This is a genomic window from Paraburkholderia fungorum, assembly GCF_003610895.1.
GTDB lineage: Bacteria > Pseudomonadota > Gammaproteobacteria > Burkholderiales > Burkholderiaceae > Paraburkholderia > Paraburkholderia fungorum_B.
On the sequence record NZ_MCAS01000032.1, the window covers coordinates 1 to 23,642 of the forward strand.

Sequence of the window (23,642 nt, forward strand, 5' to 3'; positions counted from 1 at the left end):
GCAACCTCGGCCCTTGGGTTGGTCGCCCTCGGCGCGCACGCTCAGAGCAGCGTGACGTTGTACGGCGTCGTCGATACGGGGATCGGCTATCAGAGCAGCCAGACGTCGCTGGGTTCGACGTCGGGGGGCCGTTCGGTGATCAAGATGGTGAACGGCATCTGGGCGGGCAGCCGCTTCGGCCTGAAGGGCGGTGAAGATCTGGGCGGCGGCACGAAGGCGATCTTCCAGTTGGAAGAGGGCTTCAACAGCGCAACCGGCGCGCAATCCGTTTCCGGTCTGGCGTTCAACCGTCAGGCGTACGTCGGCGTGACCAATGCCACCTACGGTTCGCTGACCGCAGGGCGCCAGTACACGTCGTACTACACGCTGCTGTCGCCCTATAGCCCGACTACGTGGCTGACGGGCGCTTACGGCGCACACCCGGGCGATATCGATTCGCTGGATACGCTGTACCGCGCGAATAACTCGCTGGTGTACACGTCGCCGAGCATGCATGGCCTGACGGTGAGCGGTTCGTACTCGCTGGGCGGCGTGGCGGGCAGCACCAATGCCGGTTCGACGTACAGCGCGGCGGTTCAGTACCTGAACGGCCCGTTCGGGATCGCGGCAGGCTACCAGCGCATCAATAACGCGGCGGTGGGCGGCGGTGCGTGGGATCCTAACTCCACGACCTCGAATGGCGGTGCGCAGACGGCGGTGTCGGGCATCAACAACGGCTATCAGACGGCGCAGGCGCAGCAGCGCGTTGCCGTGACGGGCGGCTATGCGTTCAGCTCGCAATGGGACATCTCGTTCTCGTATTCGAACGTGCAATACATCCCGGGCGTGAACTCGGCGTTCCACAACGAGGCGATCTTCAACACGGCTGGCGCAGTGCTGCACTACAAGCCGCTGACGGCACTGGATCTGGCTGCCGGCTACAGCTACACGCGTGCGACGCAGGCGAACGGCATTACGAGCGCGGCGAGCTATCAGCAGTTCAATCTCTCGCAGTACTACAGTCTGTCCAAGCGGACCGGCCTGTATGCGCTGGAGGCTTACCAGCGTGCGGGTGGCCAGACTCTCGCGCCGAACAAGGCCGGCACGGCCACGAGCATCATCAATGCAACGGCCGATATCGGCGACGGTCAGAACGGCGCACCGTCCTCGTCACGCAGCCAGTTCGCGGCAGGCGTGGGCATTATTCACCGCTTCTGATTGCAGGGTGGCGTGGCGGCGTCTTTCGACGCCGTCACAGCGACGTGTTTCATCGACGCGTCGCTCAGTAGTACCCGCTGCGCGCGCAATGCGCGCAGCATTTTCGCTTGTCTCACGCGTCCGCTTCGGACCACAAACGCCCACCCGTTGCCCAATTTTCGCGCTTGACGTCGGTCAGGATGATATCTACCGAGTTCGGCTCGACGCCGAGCGATTCGCAAGTCGCCTTGGTGATGGCTTCGACGAACTGGCGTTTCTGTTCCAGCGAGCGGCCTTCGAATAGTTCGATATGAAACGTGGGCATTGCGTGACTCCGTGATGAGTGGCGTTAAAAAGTGAATTCAGTCGCGATACGTACGGTCGAGCCGATCGAGTTTGCGCAGCAAGGCAGGCCATTCCAGCACGCCTTCGATCGCACCGCCGTCGTATAGCTGGTCGGCCGTGCGTGCGGCTACGGCATCGCCAGGCACAACCAGTTCGCTGCCGCAAGCCTGCGCCTGCAACTGGATTTCGCAGGCCTTGATCAGTGTTGCCATCAGCACATAGGCTTCGGCGACGGTGCGGCCGGCGGTGAGCGTGCCGTGATTGCGCAACAGCATGGCCGGTTTGTCGGCGAGATGTGTGACGAGGCGCTCGCCCTCGGCCGGCGTAAAGGCGAGGCCCTCGTAAGCGTGATACGCGAGGTGGCCGTAAAAGCGCAACGCATGTTGCGACGCCGGCAGCAAACCGGCCGGCTGGGCGGAAACCGCCACGCCGGCCGTATTGTGCAAGTGCATCACGCAGAACGCGTCGGCGCGTGCCGCGTGCACGGCGGCGTGCAGCGCAAAGCCGGTGGCGTTCACCGGATGTTCGCTTGTGCCGACGATATTGCCTTCGATATCGATCTTCACCAGGTTCGACGCGCACACTTCGTCGAACGCGAGACCGAACGGATTGATCAGGAAGTGGCCGGGTTCGCCTGGCACGCTGGCCGAGATATGCGTGTAGACCAGGTCGTCCCAGCCATTGAGCGCCGCGAGGCGATAGGCGGCGGCCAGATCGACGCGCGTTAGCTGCTCGGCTTCGGACCTCGGTCCCGTGTCGGCAACACGGCCGGCGGGCGTGTGGGTGAACGACATGTGTGTCTCCAGAGATTGCCGGGTGGATTGTGGCTTACGGCCTGAGTGTATGGACTAAACCCGTGGACTGCGTGCGTACCCACACCGACGGCGTGAGTCTGCGCCCAAACGTGCCGCCTAACCCGCGCGCCTCGCCGATGCCGACGCCGATGTGACTCGCCGCCCGGCGTCGGCAGGTTGCGCCGGTTCGGGCACGGCCATATCGCGCGTGAACCGGCCGGCGAGCCACTGCATGCTCCACGTCGCAAGGACGAACGGCGCGGTCATGGCCGGTAGCGCATAGTAAGTGGCCGCCACCTGCAGCGCCACTGAAACCACAATACCGCCCAGCGTTGCCGCGATACCGGAATCGGCGAGCGCGATAGCGGTCAGTACGCCGTTGAATCCTAACAGGCCCGCATCGAGCGAGCCTGCATTCGCGCCGAGCAGCAGATGCGCGACGCTCGTGATAGCCGAGCCGACGAGAGCCCATAGCGCATGCCGTCTTGACGCTGCGGCAATGCCGATCAGTACAAGCAAACCCGGCAGTGCGCCGGATGCAAACCCGGTTTGCGCGAATCCGGCGAGTACGCCGCCGCTCAATTGCATGGCGCCAGGCACGTGCTCAGCGAGCGGACTCGCGGGCTGCGCCGCGCGTGCCACCAGCGGCAGCCAAAGCCACGTGAGGATCAAACAGGGGCTTGAAAAACAGCCGAGCCCACGCGCGCGCAGCCAGCGCGACCACGGTTCCAGCAGCCACGCAGTGCCCGTCGCGGCCAGAATCGCCACGGCGGCGGCCGTCGCGTTGTCGGCGATGAAGCTGAACGCGGCGAGACCGGCCAGCGCGCCGTTAAAGCCATGCAGTCCGGCTTGCGTGTCGTCTTCCCGATAGCCGGCCAACACCGCGCTCACGTTGGCCGCGATTGCACCCATCAGCGCCGCGCATGCGAGGCGTGGATCGCACAGTAGCCACGCGGCAAGAAGGCACGCGCCGGTGAGCGCATTCGGCTGCAGCACGATCTGGCCGAAACTGCGCAACAAGGTGCGCAAGGCGGCGGACTGTGCTTCGGTTGCAGGAGCGTGCATGGTTTGAGGACGGCGAATTCGATGCGGCGCGACTTTGCCGCGTGCAGTTCGGGCGCCCGCGGTGGGTCAGATTGAGTGTGAACCGCGAGCATAGGCCACTTGTGCCGCGCCGGGCATTGCCAGGCCTTGATAGTGGCTATTTGCGACACACGCGCGGTATCGCTGCCATTAGCCCAAAAGCGGTGTGTCGGCAAACCGAAAGCTTTCGCGCTACGATAAGAACCCGGCGCGCTTGCCGTGCCGTTCCGTTTCTTTCCAGAAGGAGACAGACTGATGCGTGAATTACGGTGGGCATCGGAAGAGGGCGACGGTTTCGAACACCTTGTGTTCGACGCGCGCGCGGATGGCTTTGCGGTGGAAAGCGTCCTGGTCGGACAGCGCTACGGCAAGGCATATGGTCTGCATTACAAGGTGCGCAGCGATGCGCAATGGCGTACGACCTATGCGTGGCTGAAGATCGTCGGCGGCGGGGAGCTGGAACTGCATGGCGACGGCGCGGGCCATTGGCATGATGGCCATGGTCAGGTGCTGAAGGCGATTGAAGGGTGCATCGACATCGATATCGCTGCCACGCCCTATACGAACACCTTGCCTATTCGTCGCCTGCAACTGGCCGAAGGCGAGCGCGAGCCGATTTCCGTGGCCTATATTTCGACGCCGGATTTGCAGGTCACGCGTGCCGAGCAGGCGTATTCATGCATCGAATTGAATCGCGTGTATCGCTACGAAGGCATCTTCCGCAATTTCACCGCGGACTTGACGGTGGATGAAGACGGTCTCGTGATCGACTACCCGACGCTATTTACTCGCCTGCCGCTCGCGCGTTGACCGTCGAGGTGCCGGGGCCGCCGCCTTCGGCAGGCCGCTGCGTGCGGTGCAGCTCGACAAAGCGCTCGATGCCTGCCGCGATACGCCTGGGTTCGCGCAATACGACCCAATGGCCGGCATCGATTTCGCTGCGGCTATAGGCGCCGAGCCAGCCTTCGAGTCCGATGGAGAGTTCGGGCCCGACGTAGCGATCGCGCAGCGGCACGATGAACTGCACCGGCGCATGCGCATGACGCACGCGCGGGTGCAGCAACCTGTCGATGAAATTGGCGCGATAGAGATTCAGTCCATTGATCGCGTTGCGTATTTGCGCGGGATCGCGTTCGGGGCGCACCCGTTCGGTCAGGCGCAGCCATAACGGCCACATGCGTGCGCCGCCCGCGCGCCACACGAGTTCTGGCAGAAACGGCAGGTGAAAGAAGACGATGTACCAGGATTTGAGCGTCTGCCGAAGACTGCTGCCGAGCGGACGCTTTGCTGCCCGATGCGCTTGTGGCTGTTCGGCGAGATCAACGCCGGCCGGAGCGTCGGCGCCGCGCAGGCCGAACGCAGCGTGATCGAGGCACGGCCCGCAGATCGACGTATACGACGCTATCCTGCCTTTGAAGGCTGGGTCGGTGACCGCTTCCCAGCTTTGAATCGAACCCCAGTCGTGACCGACCAGGTGAAACGGCCGTGCGCCACACGTTGCATCGGCGACGGCCGCGAGATCGGCGGCCAGCCGATCGAGCCGGTAAGCCGCGCGCGATTCCGGCGCGCCAGACGCTCCCGCGCCGCGCACGTCATAGCTGATCACGCGGTAGCGTGCGTCGAGTTGCGCGCGCACCGGTTCCCACACTGCCGCCGAATCCGGATAACCGTGCACCAGCACGATCGGCGTTGCGTCGCGCGGTCCGCTCACGTAGACCGCGAGCCGCACGTCGCCGGCGTCGACCGACAGCGTATCGCGTATCACGCGGCCGCCTGCACGCTGCGTCGCGCGGCTTTGCGTGTGCCCGGCGTGGCCGCGTTGGTGGCGTCGACCGCGGCGACGAGGCCGTCGATGCGGGACAGTTGCGCGCGATTGTCGTGATCCCACGGATGGAAACCGGGCCGGAAAAAGCTCAGCCATTCGCCGGCAATACGCGGAAACACGCCATGACGCGGGCCGTACAGATACTTCACGACGCGCCACATGCCGCGGATATGGCCGCCGCGCTTGCGATCGGCGATGAGCAGACGCACGTGGTAGTCGAACACGATCAGCCAGAATGTCAGCGTGGTGGCCAGCATCGTGCCGGTGCGCAGCAGGTAGCGGCCAAGGCCTGGCTTGAGCACGGCATTCCACACATCGTATGAAACCGATTTGTGTTCGGTTTCTTCCAGCGCATGCCACGTCCACATCTGCGTATAGCCTTCCACTGAGCCGCCGATGCGCGACGCGTCTTCCAGCAGCAAGCCGGCCAGCATCGCCGTGTAGTGCTCGAGGCAGACGGTCACCGCGAGTTGATACGAATGGGGCAGCGTCTTGCGGCCGAAGTTGAGAATCGCCCACAGCCGTTTGTCGAGCTTATGCGCGGGCAAGCCGGCTTCCTGCAGCAGATCGTTGTATTCGATGTGCTCGCGCGTATGCATCGCTTCCTGGCCGATAAAGCCGAGCACCTGCTTTTTCAGCACAGGGTCGTCGATCTGGTCGCGGTAGTTGCGCACGCTATCCATGAAGAAACGCTCGCCGGCCGGAAACAGCAGCGAAAGCGCGTTGAAGAAGTGGGTCACGTGCGAGCCCTGGACGTGCCAGTCGCAGGCACGTTCCTGCGGTAAGTTGAAGCGGAGGTCGCGGCGAACCGGCATCATGGCCTTTCTCCTTGTGATTCCTGATGTGCTGCTGAGTGTGCTGATCGGGTGGTTTGCATGGCATTGGATGACGGCCTGGGCATCAGGCGCGCCGGCCGTCTACTTGCGCGGCGCGGCGCGCGCGCTTTTCCGCAATGCGCTTCATACGGCGCGTTTGCATCACGACCAGCGCCTGGTAGGCCGCCGGCAAAGTGCGCGCCAGCCAGTCGGCGGCGCGGGCATCGCGGCCGATCAGCACGCGCCGTTTGTTTTTCCGCACGCCGTCGAGAATCACACGTGCGGCTTCGTCGGCGGTGGTGATGAAAAACTTCTCGAAGTCGTCCTTGCCCTGCTGTTCGTTTTCCAGCATGAAGCCGACCATGTTCGACGAGATGCGGCTCGACTGCGCGATGCTCGTGCGAATGCCGCCCGGATGCACGCAGGTTGCCGACACGCCGCATTTCATCAGATCGAGTTCCTGGCGCAACGCTTCGGTAAAGCCGCGTACGGCGAATTTGGTCGCGTTGTAGCCGCTCATGCCCGGTTGCGAGAAGAGGCCGAACACGCTCGACGTATTGACGATGTGCCCCGCGCCCGATGCCTTGATATACGGCAGAAACGCTTTCGTGCCGTGCACCACGCCCCAGAAATTGATGCCGACGATCCACTCGAGGTCGGCGTATTCCATGCCTTCTATGGTGCTCGACAACGCCACGCCCGCGTTGTTGAACACAAGGTTCACGCGTTGATGCTGCGCGGCCGTTTCGGCGGCCCAGTCGAACATCGCGGCGCGATCCGAGACGTCGAGCACACGCGTGGTGATCCGCAGCGGCGAGCCGACGATATGCGGTGCGGCGGCTTGCGCGAGTTGCGCGGTTTCGGCAAGGCTCGCGGCATTGCGGTCGGCGAGCGCGAGGTGACAGCCTTCGCGCGCGAGCCGGATCGCAAGCGAACGGCCCATGCCCGAGCCTGCGCCGGTAATGGCTGCTACTCTGTCAGTGAAGTTTTTCATTGGTTTGTCTCCAGTCCTCTCTGAACGGTGCCTGTCGTTATTTTTTTCAGGTTGCTTCCGCGGACGTCGCGGCGGCGTTGCCATGCGCATGCACAGGCGGTTGCTGCGAACCCGCGTGGTTGCCCAGCGGTTGCGCCGTGGGCGAGTAGGCGAGGTAGTCGTCCATGCTGAAGGTGCGGGTTGCCTGGCGGAATTTGTAGGCGAATCCTGGCCACAGCGTGGTGTTCTTGCCGGTCTTCGGATCGAGATACCAGCTCTTGCAACCGCCCGTCGACCAGATCGCACGGCCGAGTTTTTGCTGGATCTGTTCGTTGTAGGCACGCTCGACATGCGGACGCACTTCGATCGCATCGGCGCGTTCCGTATTCATCGTCTTCAGTGCGCGCAGGACATATTCGACCTGCGACTCGATCATGAACACCATGGAGTTGTGACCGAGACCGGTATTGGGGCCAACGATCATGAAGAAGTTCGGATAACCAGGCAGTGTCGTACCGAGATACGCGTGCGCACCATCGCGCCACGTATCGACGATATCGACGCCGCCACGCCCGCGCACCACGCCTGCCGGAAACGGATCGGCCACCTGAAAACCGGTGCCGAAGATCAGGCAGTCGGCTGGATGACGGGCGCCGTCGGTCGTGATCACCGCGTCTTCTTCCACGCGGGCAATGCCGGTGGTTGTCACCGACACGTTCTGGCGCGACAGCGCGGGGAAGTAATCGTTCGAGATCAGGATGCGCTTGCAGCCCATCGTGTAATTCGGTGTGAGCGTGGCGCGCAATTGCGGATCGGGCACCTGGCGGCGCAGATGCCGCTCGGCGACTTTCTGTGCGGTCTTCATGAGCGAAGGATGAATCGCGAAACCGAAGGCGCGTGATTCGAGCATGCAATAGAGCGCCGAGCGCATGATCTTCTGCGTGAACGGCAGATGCTTGAACAACCACTGTTCGAACGGCTTCACCGCCCGGTCGGCCTTCGGCATGATCCACGGCGGCGTGCGCTGGAACAGGTTCAGATGCGAGACGCGCGGCGCGATCTGCGGCACGAACTGGATCGCGCTCGCGCCGGTGCCGATCACCGCGACGCGTTTGCCTTCGAGCGGATACGTGTGGTCCCAGTGCTGCGAGTGGAACGCCTTACCCTTGAATGTTTCGATGCCCGGAATGTTCGGCATGGCCGCACGCGAAAGTCCGCCCATGCCCGAGATCAGCACGCGCGCCGACCATCGCTGGCCGTTGGCGAACGTCAGTTGCCAGCGGTGGCGGGTTTCGTCGTAGATTGCGGAGGCAAGTTCATGGCCAAAGCGCAGATGACGCTGGATACCGAACCGCTGCGTGCATGCTTCCAGATACGCGCGAATTTCCGGCTGACGCGCGAACATGCGGGTCCAGCGCGGATTCGGGGCGAAGGAGAACGAATAGACGTGGGATTGCACGTCGCAGGCGCAACCGGGATAGTGGTTGTCGCGCCAGGTGCCGCCGACCGACTCGGCTTTTTCAGCAACGATGAAATCGGTCATGCCGGCTTGCCGCAGCCGGATCGCCATGCCGAGCCCGGCAAAGCCCGAGCCGATGATGGCGATATCAGTGTCGATGGGCGCGGATGCGTTGGGCGCCGCGTCGTCGAGGGGCATCATGCGTGCGTTCATCCGATCCGTCTCCTTTTTTCGCTCTTAACTGTTACATTGGTTGATGTAACAATAAAGGCTGTCAACGGATGACGCAAGCAGCGGGTTAGACGGGTAACTCTATGGAGTGGAGAGGGCCGTGGCGTAAGGTCCGAACGGCTGCGCCGCTGGCCTGGCAGGGCTTCAAGACTGACGTGAAGCGGGTGTCATTCCACTATGTGAAAAATCCCGGGCGGATTCGCGTCGCAAACCCGCCCGGCTGATGCCTTTGGCGCGTTACTGCACTGAAGTTCGCGGCGCGGCAGGCACGTGAGTCGCTGCAGACTCGTCGGTACCGATGTTCTGCACGATATGCAGTTCACGTGTGCGAACCGGCAAGCCACATTGCGCGTTGTTGAGCGTTTGACGCACCTGGCGGGCGAGATCCCAGCGCATATCCCAGAACACGTCGATGTTGGCCCACACGCGAATGTTCAGGACCACGGTGCTGTCGTCGAAACGGGCCACCATCACCTGTGGCGCCGGTTTATCCAGCGCACGCGGGTCGGCAGCGGCGAGCTTGCGCAAAGCCGCCAGCGCCCCGTCAACGTCGTCGCGCACCGAAATTTCCACTTCCAGGTCGAGACGGCGGGTCGGGTTGCGGTTGTAATTGCGAATCGAATTGCTCCACAAGGCGCTGTTCGGCACGTATTCGCAGACGCCGTCGGACTTGGTGAGACGTGTCGTGAACAGGCTGATTTCATCGACCGTGCCCGAGACGCTGCCGGTGCCGGAGTCAATGTAATCGCCTACCTTGAACGGTCGCAGCAGCAAAAGCATGATGCCGGCTGCGATGTTCTGCATCGTGCCCTGCAGCGCGAGACCGATAGCGAGGCCGGCGGCGCCAAGCACGGCGACAATGCTGGCTGTCTGGATACCCAGTTGCGACAGAGCGCCGATGATCGAGACGACACGAATGCTCCACAGACATGTGTCGCTGATGACCGGGCGCAGCGTGGCGTCCATGCGCGATTGGCTCGTGAGCAAGCGGTTGAGCGAACGTGCGGCGCGGCGCGCGACCCACCAGCCCACTATCAATATCAATGCGGCTGCGCACAGGTGCATCGTGATCGTGGTGAGTGCGTCCCAAAGGAAGGTCCACCGGGTGGGGTGAATCTCAGCGAGTAAATTCTGCATGGCCTTGACGGTCCTGATTGTTTCAGCGACGGCGTGTTGTTCGCCGCATGGTTGATGAAAAGCATGAGACCCGCGCGGTCGTGCAACGCGGGTGACGAGCGGACATTGGGGGAGTGACGCGAGTAAAGCGTGCAGAGAACAGACTGCTTCGCAACAAGAAAGTTCTACCGGTGCAAGCTTTTTGACAGATTGGTTTTCCGGATACGAAAAGGCGAGGGGCGCGAACCAGGAGCGGGAGGGGTGTGCTGTTATGGCCCCCGTCAGGGATTGAATGACGGGGGCCAGTGAAAGGTGACGTTGACGTGAGAAATTATTCCTCAAGCTGATGTGGCGTCATGATATGCATTTGATGCGGATAACGAAGTAATACGCCATTCTTCGCTTTCGAACTGCCAACGCCTATTGTTTCGCAACACTGGCTGCCACCTCGCGGTTCTGCCAGACGTTGTCTTTCACCGTGATCTTTTGCGGAATCAGACGCGCGCCGTAAAACGCATCGGCGACGATCTGCTGCGAGCGCACGATCTCGTCGGTTACGGCCGTGGTGCCGTACGGGTAGCGGCGCACCCAGGTTTCGACCAGCTTCTGATCCAGACCGACCTTCGGCGCAATCAGCGCGGCGGTTTCCACCGGATGGTCGTTCACCCACAGGCCGGTGATGCGCAATTGCCCGAGAATCGCGCCGATCACGTCGGGATGCTGCTGGGCGAAGTCGCGCGTAGCTTCATAGAAGTTATAGGGGCTGTTGAGGTCCGAATAATCGGCCAGCGCGCGCGCCTTCAGCGCCTGCTGCGCGGACGCGTAGTAAGGGTCCCAGATCACCCATGCATCGACGGTGCCGCTTTCGAAGGCGGCGCGCGCGTCAGCGGGCGCGAGGTACACCGGGCGCACGTCTTCGTAACGCAGGCCGGCTTTTTTCAGCGCTTCGAGCAGCAGATAGTTCGAGCTCGACCCTTTTTGCAGCGCGACGCGCTTGCCCTTCAATTCCGCCACGCTATGCAGGGTCGAATCGCTTCGGACCAGAATCGCTTCGGCATGACGCCCTGACGGTTCCGCGCCGACGTACACGAAGCGCACGCCACCCGCCTGCGCGAACACGGGCGGCGGCGCCCCGGTGTAGCCGAAGTCGAGGCTATTCGCGTTCAGCGCCTCGAGCAATTGCGGGCCGGCCGGAAATTCGAACCATTTGATGCTGTAGCCGAGCGGCTTGAGCTTTTCGTCGAGCGAGCCTTGCGCCTTGAGTATCGCGAGCAGGCCCGACTTCTGGTAGCCGATGCGTAGCACGTTGGCCGGCTCGCTGCCATTGCTGCTGCCGTTGCCGCTGGTGCTCTGCGCGCTCGCGCCCAGGGTGGTGAGCGCCGCCAGCAGCGCGGCGGCGATGTGAAGCGAAATAGGGGTATGACGGGCCATCCAGCGAATCTCCATTGCGTTCGATCGGTCGAAGATCGTCGCATGGACGTCCCGCCGATCAAACGAAGCAATGCAGATTTGAATATGACGCGCGCGCGAACGCCGGGTGGCTACTTCCTGGCTTTATCTTTCTTTGCCGCCGCGCCCTCGGGTGCATGGCCGAGCTTCTTTTCCATGATCGCCGCGACCCGATCGCCGAGATAATCGCCGGAGGCTTCTTCCAGCGCGCGGTTCATTTCGCTTTCGACCAGCACCATGGCCAGCGGCCGCACACGCCAGATCGCGTCGACGAGAGCAGGCACGTCGGCGGGCGGCGGCAATGCGTCGGCGTCGTAACGGTCCAGCTGGCGGACCACCAGATCGACCAGCGCCTTGGCGACCGCATGGAAATGCGGTCTTGCGATGCCTACGGCGTCGAGCAGGTCGGCGAGCGGAATGCCTTCCTTGGCCATGGTCGCGCCGGCCGCCAGCGCGGTGGGGTTGCCGGACACGAAGGAGAGCCCGTCGCGTTCCAGCAGGCCGAGATCGACCGCTTTGCCGAGCGCGCTCGGCGAGGCCTTGTCGCCGAACATTTGCAGCAGTTCGAGCAGCGAGTATTTCTTTGGCCGTTCGCGCGACCAGCGTCCGCCGATCGCGGTCTCAAGGCCGAGGATCGAGCGCAGATCGTGGCCTTCGTCCACGGCCATGATCAAATCCTGGATGTTCGCGAGGGTGTAGCCACGCGCGAGCAGATGGTTGATCAGCTTCAGACGCGACACATGCGTGTCGTCATACACGCCGACGCGGCCACGCTTTTCCGGCGGCGCGAGCAGGCCGCGGTCCTGATAGGCGCGCACGTTGCGCACCGTGGTATCGGTGACGCGCGCGAGTTCGTCGACCGTGTATTCGTTGCGCGGCGCATTGCTTGCCGGGGCGCTCGAGGCGCCGGGCAAGGGCGGAAAGGGGGGCGGCGTATTGGGCATGGGGGGATTTTAACGCGGCCGGCCAACGCGACGGTCAATGCCGTGGTTTGCATGGCCACCAACACGGCGGTGAACGCGACGCGCAGCCCGCGGTGCTGCGCAAGCGGCTTCGAGGGACCGACTGAAACGAAAGGCTGGGCTTCAGTCGCGTTTCTGCGCGACGTCGTCCGGCACGGTCGAATCGCCACGTCCCAAAGTCCGCTGCATCAGCGTGGTGTCGAGCCAGCGGCCGTGCTTGAATCCGACCGCCTTCAACGTGCCGGTCAGTTCGAAACCCAGTTGCGCGTGCAGCGACAGTGACCCGCCGCTGCCGCCGTCGGCGATCACGGCGACCATCTGGCGCCACGGTCCGGTTTCGCAGCGCTCGATCAGCGCCTGCAATAACACGCGGCCCAGGCCTCGCCCGCGATACGCGTCGTTCACGTAGATCGAATCTTCGATCGTATTGCGATACGCGGCGCGCGGGCGGTACGGCGTCGCGTAGCAATAGCCGGCGACTTCACCATCGATCTCAGCCACCATGTACGGTAAGCCGTGATTGCGCACCGACGCGAGCCGCGCGCGCAGATCGTCGACGGAGGGCGGGATTTCTTCGAACGAAGCGACGCCGGTCAGCACGTGGTGGGCGTAGATCGCCTGGATCGCCGTCAGATCGGCGTCGGTGGCGTCGCGGATCAGCGGGGCGGCGAGCGGGGCGTTCAGCGGCTTCGGGGTGCTTGTGTCAACGGAATGGGGCGTGGAGGGCGCGGGGCGGGTGGTGCTCATACGTGTTCCTGTCGTGGCCAGTGAGTCTGCGGATACGTTTTACTATGCCCGCCGCGCGCGCGAATTTGAAGCGCGTCAAAAATCGGCACGATTTACAGGCGGTATCGGTCCACGCACAGGTGACTGGCGCGAGCCGGGCCTGGCATGGCGCACCCGCCGACATGGCCGCGCGGCTGGGCGGGGCACTACGGGTTTTCGTCGCGAAGACGCACGCTCGTGGGCATGCGTTTCACCGGTCGGGTCAGTTGTGCGAGTACGTATCCGGCTGCTTCACATGGCCACGGTAATGCCGGTGGCGCTTTGCCTTGTGCTTCGGCCTGGCTTTGGCCGGGGCATGCTCCGCAGGTTGCGCTTGCTGCTGGGCTTGCATCGGTTGCGGCTGTTGGGCCTGTGTGCCCGGCGCGGGTGCCGGATGGACATTGCCGGACGGCAGCGTGCTCTGGCCTTCGCCGAAGCGAAAGGTTTGCGAGGTTTGCGCGTACGCGGTGGCGGACAGCGTCAGGGCGGCGATCGCCACGCAAATCGAAAACTTCATGAATCCATTCTCCTTCTGAACGAGCCGGTGAGGATACCGCAATGCAGCCTTTGGGTCCTTCGGCACGGGCAGGCTAGCGTGGCTGGACGTACTGATGCGTGAATTCGCCTGCGAGGCGCGTGTTTCAGGACGCCTCGATTCGAAGAACCTGAGCATCAGGTGCCAGGTGGCCCGAAGCACGGGTTCGTATGGGTTTGCTATGCCGCGGTATCACGCGGCCGCTTGCGCAAACACCGGTTCGCCAAGCGTGAGCATCAACCGGTTGGCCCATGCAAAGATCGCGATTGCGTGAGTCAGGTCGAGAATCTCCGCATGCGTGAGTCCATTCGCTTCGAGCCGCTTGATCGCGGCGGCGTCGACATTTTCAGGGTGGTCGGTCAACTCGATCGCATACTGGATGATCGCGCGCTCACGCTCTGTGGTGCCGGCATTCGACGGGTCGTCGAAAACCTGTTCGATCGCGTCGGTCCGTTTCGCGAGCTGGCCGAATCGTTGCGCATGCACCGAAGCGCAATACACGCAGCCGTTCACTCGTGAGACGACGGTGCTGGCGAGTTCGCGCTCCGCGCGCGGCAGCCCGCCTGGCGCATACATGATCGCGTTGAAGACGCCGGAGCGTTGCCGCAGAATTTCCGCCTGCTGGACCAGCAGCAGATAGTAGTCCGAGGTCCTGGCGTGGGGATGGCTCGCTTCGAGCACGGCGATCTGCTCGGGCGTGGCTTCCTCGAGGCTTACCGTGTCGAGCCACGCGCGCCAGCCGAGCGTATCGAAGGTGAAGCCGTTGAGCCGGTCGACCGGCGCTGCACTGGAATTCACTTGACTCATACAGCCTCCTCGGCGGCGCGCAATGCTTTCAGACCCGCCACCACGCGCAATTGATAAGTGACGAACGCAATCAACTGCGACAACGCGACGATGCCGCGCGTCGTGATACCGGCTTGCTGTAGCGTTTGCAAATGCTCGGGGCGTGCTTCGACTGGCTGGAGAGTCAGCAGTCTGGTGTGAGCGAGGATGGCGATCAGGCGCGCGTCGGTAGCGGGTTCGAGTGTGCCCGCTTCGATTGCATCGAGCGTGACGGGCTGCGCGCCGGCGGCGATGAGCTTCGCCGTATAGGCGTCGGCGAGATCGTCGGCCCGCGAGAGGCGCGCGGCATACCATGCGGCAAACAAACGCTCGTGCAGCGACAGATCGGGCAAGGCAGGATCGAACAACGCGTCTTCGCTGCGTTGCGTGTGCTGCACGACTTTGTCACGGGCATGGCGGATGGCGGCAAGCGGGCTGCCGGCGGGCAGGCCGGCGAGGGTGTCGACGGTATCGATGGCGTCGGCGCCTTCGGTACCTGCAAATGCGGACGATTCTGTCAGTGGCGCGAGGTCGGTCATATCTGCTCCGGCGGGTTAAGCGGTGTTTTTAGCGGTATTTTCAGCGGTGTTTTTAGCGATGTTTTCTGCTTGCGGGTGAGCGCGCGACGTGTCGGGCAATGCATCTGCATCGGTCCATTCATCCCCACGCAGCTCCGCTGTGTCGAAAGCGAGCAGCGCCTGGTAGTGGCGCTCGCGATCCGCGTCGAACAGGCGGCTCGCGATGCCGCGCGCGAGGCGCTGCGCGCCGTCGCTGATCGCCGGGATGTCGCCGGACAGCTTTCCATGGCTGAGGCTTGCCGCGTGATTGAAGCAATGAATCTGCGTCAGCGCCGCACAGGTGCCTGGCTCGCGCTCCTGAAACGCGAAAGCGGCGCCCAGATCAGGCGACTCGGCCAGTTCGTGCGAGGGCAGTGACGGGTCCGCCCGATAGCGGTCTTTCCAGCGCCGCACAAAGCGGGCGAACGGCGCGAATTCGGCGCGTGTGGCGATATCCGAGTGAAAGCCGGTCGCGAAGATCAGAAAGTCCACCACGTAGCGGCCTTTGGGTGTTGTTACCGCGAGCGCGCCGTCGAGTTCGTCGAGCGCCGTCACGGGACTGCCGACATGAAAGCGCGCACCGGCATGGCGCGAAACCCGCAGCACGCTGTCTCGCGGCGGTGGCGTTTGCTCACTTTGCGCGTAATGCAGAAAACGCCATCTGGACGCGTCGTCGAGATCGGCGAAACCATGTACGAGGCCCGGACTGCCGATCCCGGTGAGTTTGTTCACGCGTGGAATGTCGTCACGGCGGATAAACAGATCGACACTGGCCGCACCCGCTTCGAGCGCGGTCGCGGCATTGTCGAAGGCGGACGCCCCTGCGCCGACGACGCCGACGCGCTGGCCGGCCAATGCGGCGAAGTCGATTGCATCCGCGGAATGCGCCCAGTAGCGGCGTGCAACGGTGTTGGCGATAGCCGGTACGGAAGGGCCGCCCAGGCCGTCGCGCCCGGTGGCGAGCACGACGTGACGCGCGAGCAGCGTGCGTCGCGCATCTGCCTCTGCATCTGCGGCTGCGGGATCGAGCAGGTCGAGTTCAAGCAGGCCGTCGTCGCGCGGGCGCAGCGCACTCAAGGCGATATCGTTTTGCACCGGCAGATCGAGCACCTTGCGATACCAGCGCAGATAGTCCATCCACTGTGTGCGTGGGACCTTGTAGAGCGATTCCCACGCGGCGCCGCCGAATTGCGCTTCGTACCACGCGCGAAACGTGAGGGCCGGCATGCGTAAGGCGGGACCCGTGAGCTGTTTGGGCGAGCGTAGTGTTTCCATGCGTGCGAACGATACCCACGGGCCTTCACGCCCTGATGGCGCGCGATCGAACACCTGCAGATTATCGATGCCGAGCCAGCGCAGTTCGGCCGCCGCGGCGAGCCCCGCCATGCCGCCGCCGATCACGGCGACATCGAGTACGCGTTCAGCGCCGGCCAAACGCGGCGGGACCCATGAGGGCGCGGGCAATTCCAGCCAGCGCAGATCCTCACGCAAGCGGGCTTCGAGTGCGGCAAGGCGATTCATGCTGTGTGTTCCGGATGTTTGGTGCGCGCACGGGGCACGCGTGTTTCGCGCTGCAACAGCGCGTCGTGTTGCTGGGCTGGATGCAGGACCACGCCGTCGAGCAGTTCGCGGGTCGCCTGTTCGATGGATTGCAGCAACGCGTCGACGGCGGCGCGGCGTGGTTTGCCCGCCGGCGTTACCACACCGAAGAAGAACGGAATCGCGCAGTCGAGCGGCCGCGCCGTCACGCCTTCGATCGGCAGGCCGAGTCCGGTGGCGGGGTCCACGATCGCGACACCGGCGCCCGCGCGGGCGGCCATCACCGCGTTCAACGATGCATTGGTTTCGAGAAACACGTCGGCGGCAATGCGCGCGGCCGCGAACGCCGCGTCGATCCGATGCCGCAGCCGAAAGCGGTTGGCCACCGTGACGATGCGCTGGTTCGCCAGATCGCGCAGCGTGATGTGCGGCAGGGTGGCGAGCGGGTCGCTGCTTTGCACGAGCGCGACGCAAGGCGCTTCGGCGATCCAGTGGATGTCGAGTCCCGCATGGCCGATCGGCAGCGTGACCAGACCGATATCCGCGCTACGGGTCAGGACTTCATGCACGACGTGTTCCGCGGACAGGCTGCGTAACTGGAATTGCGGTGTGTGGCCGAGCGGCGGCAGCGCGGCGATGGCGGGCGGGACGATCGACGCGGCCAGCGCGGGTGTGGCCGCCACGCGCAGCGGTTCGGCTTCGCCGAGACCGATGGCGCGCGCTCGCTGCTCGATGGTTTTCAGTCCGACCAGCGAACGCTCGACTTCGTCGTAAAGCAGAAACGCACGATGCGTCGGCGTGACACGCGGGCCATTGCGATTGAACAGCGCATAACCGAGATCTGCTTCGAGCTCCTGAATCTGACGCGTGACGGCTGGCTGCGAGCGTTCGAGCAGACGACCCGCGCCGGTGATGCTGCCGGCGGACATGACCGCCGAAAATGCTTCGAGTTGATGCAACTCCATGTCGCGCCCCGGCAATTCGATCTGCGCATTGTAGGGGCGTCTGAATGCGCGATTTATATAATGAATTTCGATATCGACAGCGGAAAAAATGCGAAGCGAAGCGGCGGTCGAACGTATGGCGTCGCGGGTTTTCTGCTGTACGGGACGCGTCAAAAGGAAGAAAAATCAATTGCTTCAATGAGATGTCTTGACCTGTCCGCGTGTGGCGATGAGCTCGGGCCGAGCACGTTGCCTTGCGCGAGCAGAGGCATGCTCGTCAACGTGATAACCATATTCCCAAAACTTCGTTGGGTCGCCGGAATTCACCGTGGTTACATGGCTCCACTTTGAAGATGAGAGTCGGGGCAAACATGAAGCACGTATCCAAATCGTCGCGAACCAGTTGGTCGCGCTGGCTGAAAACGCTGCCGGTGCTCGCCGCAGTAATGGGTATCACCGCAAGCTTGCCGGCCCATGCCGGCGCCGCGGCGGGCGAGCCGTATCTGATCGGCGTGAGCGGGCCGCTGACCGGACAGGATGCGCAATATGGCACGCAGTGGAAGCGCGGCTTCGATCTCGCGCTGGAGCAGATCAACAGCCAGGGCGGCATCAAGGGCCGGCCGCTCGCCTACGATTTCGAGGACAGCCGTGGCGATCCGCGCCAGGCGGTCTCGATCGCGCAGAAGTTCGTTGGCGACCCGCGCATCCTGCTGGAGCTCGGCGACCTGTCGAGCACGACGTCGATGGCGGCCTCGCCGATTTATCAACGCGGACAACTGGTGCAATTCGGCTTCACCAATTCGCACCCCGACTTCACGAAGGGCGGCGACTACATGTGGAGCACGGCCTTAAGCCAGGCTGAGGAGCAACCGCTGCTCGCGCACTACGCGACGAAGGAACTCGGTTTCAAGCGTATTGCCGTGCTCTATCTGAACACCGACTGGGGCCGCACCAGCAAGGACATTTTCGCCAGGGCTGCCGCGCAGGATGGCGCGCAGGTCGTCGCGGCGGAAGGCTATCAGCCGACTGAAAAAGATTTCCGCGCGACGCTGGTGCGTGTAAACGAAGCGAAACCCGATTCGCTCGTGCTGATCTCGTATTACGCGGACGGTGCGCAGATCGTGCGTCAGGCGCGTTCCTCCGGGTTGACGCAGCCGATCGCGGCCGTGGGGTCGGTCTATTCACCCAAGTTTCTCGAACTGGGCGGCGAGGCCGTCAACGGCGTGTTCACCGAGTCGAATTTCTTTCCTGGCGACAAGCGGCCTGAAGTGCAGGACTTCGTGCAGCGTTATCGCGCGAAGTACAACGGCGAGCCCGATACGTTCGCGGCGCGCGCTTACGACGCCATGATCGTCTCGGCGGAGGTCATGCGCCGCTACGGCGTGACCCGTCAGGCGGTGCACGACGGCCTGAAGCAGATCAAGGACGTGCCGAGCCTGATCTTCGGCAAGGTGCAGTTCGATCCGGCGACGCGCCGCGTGGCCGGCGCACGCAGCGTGTACCTGGTCGTCAAGGACAATCAGTTCACGCAATGGGACGGTGCGAAGCCGCTGGTCGCTTCGAAATAACACTTCGGCAATGCGCCGGCAACGCCTGAGCAACGCTCACGTGTCTGCTTGTGCGTTCGCTCTCGCGTCTGCTCGTCACCGGATCTGAATGCTATGGCTTCTTGGCTCGACTACACGATCAACGGTCTGATCGTCGGGAATATCTATGCTTTGCTGGCGGTCGGCCTCGCGTTGATCTTCGGCGTGTCGCACCTGATCAACTTTGCGCACGGCTCGGTGTATATGATCGGCAGCTTCATCGGCTGGTTGTGCCTGACGCGGCTCGGCTTGCCGTTGCCGCTCGCCTTGCTGGCGGTGGTGCTCGGCTGCGCAGTGCTGGGCATCGCGATCGAGCGCATTGGTTTGCGGCCGCTGCAGGGGGCCGCGCGCATCGCTCCGTTACTCGCCACGATCGGCATCAGTTTCGTGCTCGATCAGTGCGCGCAGTTGCTGTTCGGCGCCGATCCGCGGCCGGTGCCGAGTACGCTGCCCGATTGGCACTTTCGTCTTGGCGGCGCGACGATCGGTTCCCTGGACCTGCTGATTGCCGGCATCGGTGTAACGGCCGCAGCAGTGCTCTATGTGTTTTTGCGTTTCACGCGTCTGGGTTGGGCCGTCCGTGCAACCGCGCAGGACCGGGACGCGGCGCAGCAGATGGGCGTCAACGTCAATGGCGTCAATCAGGCGGTGTTTGCGATCGCGTGCGCGCTCGGCGGCGTGAGCGGGCTGCTCGTCGGCATGTATTACAACAGCATCGATCCGGCGATGGGCTTCCAGGCCACGCTCAAGGGCGTGGTGGCCTTGCTGATCGGCGGTCTGGGCAATGTGCCGGGCGCGATTGTCGGCAGCCTGCTGCTGGGTCTGGTCGAGAGCTACGGCGTGGCGATCTTCGGCACCAGTTACCGCGATCTGTTCGCATTCGTTCTGTTGCTGCTGTTTCTGGTGTGGCGTCCCAATGGGCTCTTTAGCGGCAGCCGCCGTTTGCCGCCCGAGCCTATGACCGGCACGTTCCTGTCCGCGGGTAAGGCCGTGAAAGTGCCGCGCACTCTGGTGGTCGTGCTCGCGCTGGCGGCGATCGCGTTGCCGTTCGTCGCCAGTTCGTCCTATCTCCTGCAAACACTCACCAATGCCTGGTTGTACGGAATGTTGGCGCTGAGCCTGACACTGGTGGCGGGCACGGTCGGGCAGATTTCGCTCGGCCATGCCGCGCTGCTGGTGATCGGCGCGTACGCGTCCGCATTGCTGTCGATGAACCTCGGCTGGTCGCCGGTCGTGACGATCTTTTGCGCCGGTCTGATCACCGCCGCGCTCGGCACGCTTCTGGTCTATCCGGCATTCCGTCTGCGCGGCCACTACGTGTCGATCGCGACGCTTGGCATCGGCGAAGTCGTGAGCCTCGTGATTCTCAACTGGGACAGCCTGACGCGCGGCCCGCTCGGCATCGCGGGCATTGCGCCGCTGTCGGTGTTCGGCTGGACGCCGGACAGCGCCCGCGCGATCTACTGGTTCGCGCTGGGCGTGCTGATCGTGCTGGCGCTGCTGCAGACGCGGCTGCTGGGCTCGCACCTGGGCCGCACGCTGCGTGCGATTCGCGAAGACGAGGTGGCGGCACGCTCGCACGGAATTCGCCCGAATCGCTACAAGGCGATCGCGTTTGCGTTTGGCGGTCTGGCTGCCGGGATCAGCGGCGGGATCGCGGCACATCTGTATAGCTACATCAACAACCAGACCTTCGACTCGCAAGTGTCGATCCTCGCCTTGACGATGGTGATTCTCGGCGGGCTCGGCAACGTGCTGGGCGGCATTGTCGGCGCGGTTGCGCTGATCGGCTTGCCGGAGATTTTCCGCTGGGCCGCCGATTACCGGATGCTGATCTACGGGCTGGTGTTGCTGTTGCTGGTGCGGTTCAGGCCGCAGGGTTTGCTGGGAACGGTATGACGGAGCGCACATGACACAGACTCTTCTCGACGTGCGCGGCGTGACGCGGCGCTTCGGCGGACTGACCGCGGTGAACGGAATCGATCTGTCGGTTTCGGAAGGCGAACTGATCAGCGTGATCGGGCCGAACGGCGCGGGCAAGTCGACGCTGTTCAATCTGATCACCGGGCTCGATACGCCGGACGCGGGCAGCGTGCGATTCGAAGGCCGCGACATCACCGGCGTACGGCCGGAAAAACTGGCGGCGCTCGGACTGGCGCGGACGTTTCAACACGGCCGGGTGTTCGGCAATCTGAGCGTGCTCGATAACGTGTTGATCGGCGCGCACGCGCGTTTGCGTGTCACGCGCACGGGTTGGCCGATCGTTGGCGCCATCGTCGAAGTCGCGCGCGCGCTCATTGGACCAGCTTCGGTTCGCCGTGAAGATGCGGCGTTGCGCGATGAAGTGCGCGAGATTATCAAGGGGTTCGGCGAGCGCCTGACGCCGCGCATCGATCATCCGGCGCATAGCCTGTCCTATGCGAACCGGCGGCGTGTCGAGATTGCCCGCGCGCTGGCTTTGCATCCGCGCATCCTGCTGCTCGACGAACCGACGGCGGGCATGAACGAGTCAGAGACTGCCGAGATGCTGGTACTGATTCAGCAACTGAAAGCGCGCGGGCTGACGATCCTGCTGATCGAACACAAACTCGACATGGTGATGCGGCTCTCGGACCGCGTGATCGTGCTCGACAACGGCGGAAAGATCGCGGAAGGCTTGCCGCGCGAGGTGCGCAACGATCCGCGTGTGATCGAAGCGTATCTTGGCCATCGCAATGTCGGCGGCGCGGCGACCGTGCGCGTCGCGGCCTGAAATTCTGGAACATCGACGATGAGCGACGCTTTACTGAAACTCGAACACATCGAGACTTTTTACGGCCCCGTCCAGGTGCATTTCGACGTCAACTTCCAGGTGCGGCGCGGCCAGATCGTCAGTCTGCTCGGCGGCAACGCGAGCGGCAAGTCGACCACCATGAAGCTGATTCTCGGTTTGCACAAGCCGCGCGCCGGCAGCATTACGTTCGAAGGCGAGGCGATCACCGGACTCAGCACGCCGCAGATCGTGCGGCGCGGCGTCGGCTCGGTGCCCGAGGCGCGGCGGCTCTTCGGTGACATGACGGTGCGCGAAAATCTGCTGATGGGCGCCTATACGCGGCGCGACCGCGTGGCCATCGACGAAGACTACGAGCGTGTGCTGGGTCTTTTCCCACGTGTGAAAGAGCGTTTGACGCAAAAAGCCGGCACGCTTTCGGGCGGCGAACAGCAGATGCTGGCGATGGCGCGCGCGCTGATGAGCCGGCCGAAGCTGATCTGCATGGACGAACCCACGATGGGTTTGTCGCCGCTCTACGTCGACAAGGTGCTGGAGTTGATCGAAGCAATCAACCGGCAGGGCGTGACGTTTTTCATGGTCGAACAGAATGCGAGTCTTGCACTGGAGATCGCGCATTACGGCTATGTGTTGCAGACGGGCCGCGTCGTACTCGAAGGCACGGCTGAATCGCTGCTCGGCGACGAGCGGATCCGCGACGCTTATCTCGGCGGCGAAGCGGCGGCCACCACGGCATCCTGACGTGACTGGCGCTCGGCGTTCGGCGCTCGCCGTTGCGCATGGCGGGCCGCCGTTGGCGTTGCCTTACGACGTACGGAAATCCGCGGCTTCAAAGGTCGAACTGGTCGAACTCGCTTTGCAGTTCGCGGTTACGCGCGACGCGTTCGTCGATACCGGGCCCGAGCCGTTCGACAATCGCGGAGATCAGCAGATTGAACAGGCAGGTGAGCGGGGCCAGCGAATCCCAGAACTGACCGACATCGGTCTTCACCTGCAACAGATCGCCATCGAAATCGCGCGCCCACGGACAGTAAATATCGGTGACGAGCGCGAAGGGCAAGCCACGACGCGTGGCGGCCTCGCAATAGCGGCGCGCGATCATCGAATAGGCGCGTGTATCGGTGACGATCAGATAGGGCGACTTGAACTCGGAATTCAGTGAATCGACATACGAACCCGACATGCCGTCGGAATAGAACACGCGCGGGCGGATGTATTCGAGGTAGCTGTAGAACGCGTTGCTGATGCCGCGCGTCGACTGAATACCGAGGATATAGACGGCGTCCGCGTTCGAAATGCGTTCGGCCACGCGGGCGAACATCGGCGATTGCGCCAACTGGTAGACATGCTGGATCGCGCCGATTTCAAGCTCGAGCGAGTGGGCGAGAGCCGGATTGGGGGCAGGATGGACGGCGTCAGGCCCGCTCGCTGCGGATGCGGTTTCGTCGTGCTGGCCGGCGGTGCGGCGAAACGCATCGAGCCTGTCGGTGATCAGCCACGGGCGCTCCTGCGCGCCGCGCAGTTCGCGCTTCAGGTCGTCGAGGTTCTGGTAGCCGATGCTGCGCAGGAACCGGCCCACCGAGATGCCGCTGGTGCCGGCTTGCTGGGCGATCTGATCGGCGGTTTCGAGGCCGAGCCGTTCGAGATTCGCCAGCATGTAACTGGCGACACGCTTGGAGGTGGGCGTGAGTTCGGCAAAGCGGGCTTCGACGGTTTGGGCAAAAGCGGTCGGCATCGTAGTCGCGGTGCGAGTGGTGGGTCAATCATCGAGATCATGACATATTCGACCCGCACTCAACTTGCATTCGACCCGTATTCAGCCGATGGCGGACCTGCGCGAGATCCTGAAGCTGAGGATGCGCACGCCTGCATGCGCCATCGGCGAGGCGCCGT

The 23,642-nt window shown here is 63.6% G+C and carries 22 protein-coding genes and 1 pseudogene; 6 read left to right on the forward strand and 17 right to left on the reverse strand.

Features of this window, described 5'->3' with window-relative positions:
- Positions 1-1,197, forward strand: a 1,197-nt coding sequence (locus BCY88_RS25940; protein WP_259461515.1) for a porin, incomplete at its 5' end; no start/stop codon positions are given.
- Between the two features lie 112 nt (positions 1,198-1,309).
- Here the strand turns inward: BCY88_RS25940 and BCY88_RS25945 are convergent.
- The 3 genes and pseudogenes from BCY88_RS25945 to BCY88_RS25955 all read right to left on the reverse strand — a co-directional run.
- Positions 1,310-1,504 (reverse strand): annotated as a pseudogene (locus tag BCY88_RS25945) (4-oxalocrotonate tautomerase); the annotation flags it as partial.
- 34 nt (positions 1,505-1,538) lie between these two features.
- On the reverse strand, positions 1,539-2,315 hold the full coding sequence (locus tag BCY88_RS25950) for a class II aldolase/adducin family protein (RefSeq protein ID WP_120347023.1): 777 nt from the start codon (positions 2,313-2,315) through the stop codon (positions 1,539-1,541).
- 117 nt (positions 2,316-2,432) lie between these two features.
- Positions 2,433-3,380: an urea transporter gene (locus tag BCY88_RS25955; RefSeq protein ID WP_120347024.1), complete on the reverse strand. Its 948-nt coding sequence runs from the start codon at positions 3,378-3,380 to the stop codon at positions 2,433-2,435.
- Positions 3,381-3,653: 273 nt separating this feature from the next.
- On the opposite strand from BCY88_RS25955, the gene BCY88_RS25960 reads away from it, so the two are divergent.
- Positions 3,654-4,208 carry a putative glycolipid-binding domain-containing protein gene (locus BCY88_RS25960; RefSeq protein WP_120347025.1) on the forward strand — a complete coding sequence of 185 codons (555 nt, stop codon included), beginning with the start codon at positions 3,654-3,656 and terminating at the stop codon, positions 4,206-4,208.
- On the opposite strand, the gene BCY88_RS25965 is transcribed toward BCY88_RS25960, so the two are convergent.
- The 13 genes from BCY88_RS25965 to BCY88_RS26025 all read right to left on the reverse strand — a co-directional run bounded on the left by BCY88_RS25965 (position 4,183) and on the right by BCY88_RS26025 (position 17,414).
- Positions 4,183-5,163, reverse strand: a complete 981-nt coding sequence (locus BCY88_RS25965) for an alpha/beta fold hydrolase (protein WP_120347026.1) — start codon at positions 5,161-5,163, stop codon at positions 4,183-4,185. The genes BCY88_RS25960 and BCY88_RS25965 overlap by 26 nt on opposite strands.
- Complete coding sequence (locus BCY88_RS25970; RefSeq protein WP_120347027.1) at positions 5,160-6,041, reverse strand: metal-dependent hydrolase; 882 nt, start codon at positions 6,039-6,041, stop codon at positions 5,160-5,162. The genes BCY88_RS25965 and BCY88_RS25970 overlap by 4 nt, the downstream gene beginning before the upstream one ends.
- Before the next feature lie 82 nt (positions 6,042-6,123).
- Positions 6,124-7,032, reverse strand: coding sequence for an SDR family NAD(P)-dependent oxidoreductase (locus BCY88_RS25975; protein ID WP_120347028.1), 909 nt, complete (start codon positions 7,030-7,032; stop codon positions 6,124-6,126).
- Between the two features lie 46 nt (positions 7,033-7,078).
- Positions 7,079-8,683 (reverse strand): flavin-containing monooxygenase, encoded by a 1,605-nt coding sequence (locus BCY88_RS25980; RefSeq protein WP_120347029.1) that lies wholly within the window; start codon positions 8,681-8,683, stop codon positions 7,079-7,081.
- A gap of 255 nt (positions 8,684-8,938) precedes the next feature.
- Positions 8,939-9,838, reverse strand: a complete 900-nt coding sequence (locus tag BCY88_RS25985) for a mechanosensitive ion channel family protein (protein WP_120347030.1) — start codon at positions 9,836-9,838, stop codon at positions 8,939-8,941.
- Positions 9,839-10,237: 399 nt separating this feature from the next.
- On the reverse strand, positions 10,238-11,248 hold the full coding sequence (locus BCY88_RS25990; protein ID WP_120347031.1) for a sulfonate ABC transporter substrate-binding protein: 1,011 nt from the start codon (positions 11,246-11,248) through the stop codon (positions 10,238-10,240).
- Between the two features lie 110 nt (positions 11,249-11,358).
- On the reverse strand, positions 11,359-12,210 hold the full coding sequence (locus tag BCY88_RS25995) for a MerR family transcriptional regulator (protein WP_120347032.1): 852 nt from the start codon (positions 12,208-12,210) through the stop codon (positions 11,359-11,361).
- A gap of 141 nt (positions 12,211-12,351) precedes the next feature.
- Positions 12,352-12,975, reverse strand: coding sequence for a GNAT family N-acetyltransferase (locus BCY88_RS26000; protein ID WP_120347033.1), 624 nt, complete (start codon positions 12,973-12,975; stop codon positions 12,352-12,354).
- Between the two features lie 241 nt (positions 12,976-13,216).
- A complete protein-coding gene (locus tag BCY88_RS26005) occupies positions 13,217-13,510 on the reverse strand; it encodes a hypothetical protein (RefSeq protein ID WP_120347034.1) in 294 nt (97 codons plus the stop codon).
- 210 nt (positions 13,511-13,720) lie between these two features.
- A complete protein-coding gene (locus BCY88_RS26010) occupies positions 13,721-14,335 on the reverse strand; it encodes a peroxidase-related enzyme (RefSeq protein ID WP_120347035.1) in 615 nt (204 codons plus the stop codon).
- Positions 14,332-14,892, reverse strand: coding sequence for a CMD domain protein (locus BCY88_RS26015; protein WP_120347036.1), 561 nt, complete (start codon positions 14,890-14,892; stop codon positions 14,332-14,334). The genes BCY88_RS26010 and BCY88_RS26015 overlap by 4 nt, the downstream gene beginning before the upstream one ends.
- 15 nt (positions 14,893-14,907) lie before the next feature.
- Positions 14,908-16,431, reverse strand: a complete 1,524-nt coding sequence (locus BCY88_RS26020) for an NAD(P)-binding domain-containing protein (protein WP_120347037.1) — start codon at positions 16,429-16,431, stop codon at positions 14,908-14,910.
- Positions 16,428-17,414, reverse strand: coding sequence for a LysR family transcriptional regulator (locus tag BCY88_RS26025; protein ID WP_120347089.1), 987 nt, complete (start codon positions 17,412-17,414; stop codon positions 16,428-16,430). The genes BCY88_RS26020 and BCY88_RS26025 overlap by 4 nt, the downstream gene beginning before the upstream one ends.
- A 350-nt stretch (positions 17,415-17,764) precedes the next feature.
- Here BCY88_RS26025 and BCY88_RS26030 point away from each other — a divergent pair, with 350 nt between their 5' ends.
- The 4 genes from BCY88_RS26030 to BCY88_RS26045 all read left to right on the forward strand — a co-directional run bounded on the left by BCY88_RS26030 (position 17,765) and on the right by BCY88_RS26045 (position 22,490).
- Positions 17,765-18,961, forward strand: coding sequence for an ABC transporter substrate-binding protein (locus BCY88_RS26030; protein WP_120347038.1), 1,197 nt, complete (start codon positions 17,765-17,767; stop codon positions 18,959-18,961).
- A gap of 93 nt (positions 18,962-19,054) precedes the next feature.
- Positions 19,055-20,878, forward strand: coding sequence for an ABC transporter permease (locus tag BCY88_RS26035; RefSeq protein ID WP_120347039.1), 1,824 nt, complete (start codon positions 19,055-19,057; stop codon positions 20,876-20,878).
- A gap of 10 nt (positions 20,879-20,888) precedes the next feature.
- Complete coding sequence (locus BCY88_RS26040; RefSeq protein ID WP_120347040.1) at positions 20,889-21,731, forward strand: ABC transporter ATP-binding protein; 843 nt, start codon at positions 20,889-20,891, stop codon at positions 21,729-21,731.
- Positions 21,732-21,749: 18 nt separating this feature from the next.
- A complete protein-coding gene (locus tag BCY88_RS26045; protein ID WP_120347041.1) occupies positions 21,750-22,490 on the forward strand; it encodes an ABC transporter ATP-binding protein in 741 nt (246 codons plus the stop codon).
- 88 nt (positions 22,491-22,578) lie between these two features.
- Here the strand turns inward: BCY88_RS26045 and sapR are convergent, their stop codons facing one another.
- Positions 22,579-23,484: a sap1 transcriptional regulator SapR gene (gene sapR, locus BCY88_RS26050; protein ID WP_120347042.1), complete on the reverse strand. Its 906-nt coding sequence runs from the start codon at positions 23,482-23,484 to the stop codon at positions 22,579-22,581.
- Positions 23,485-23,642 lie beyond the last annotated feature (158 nt).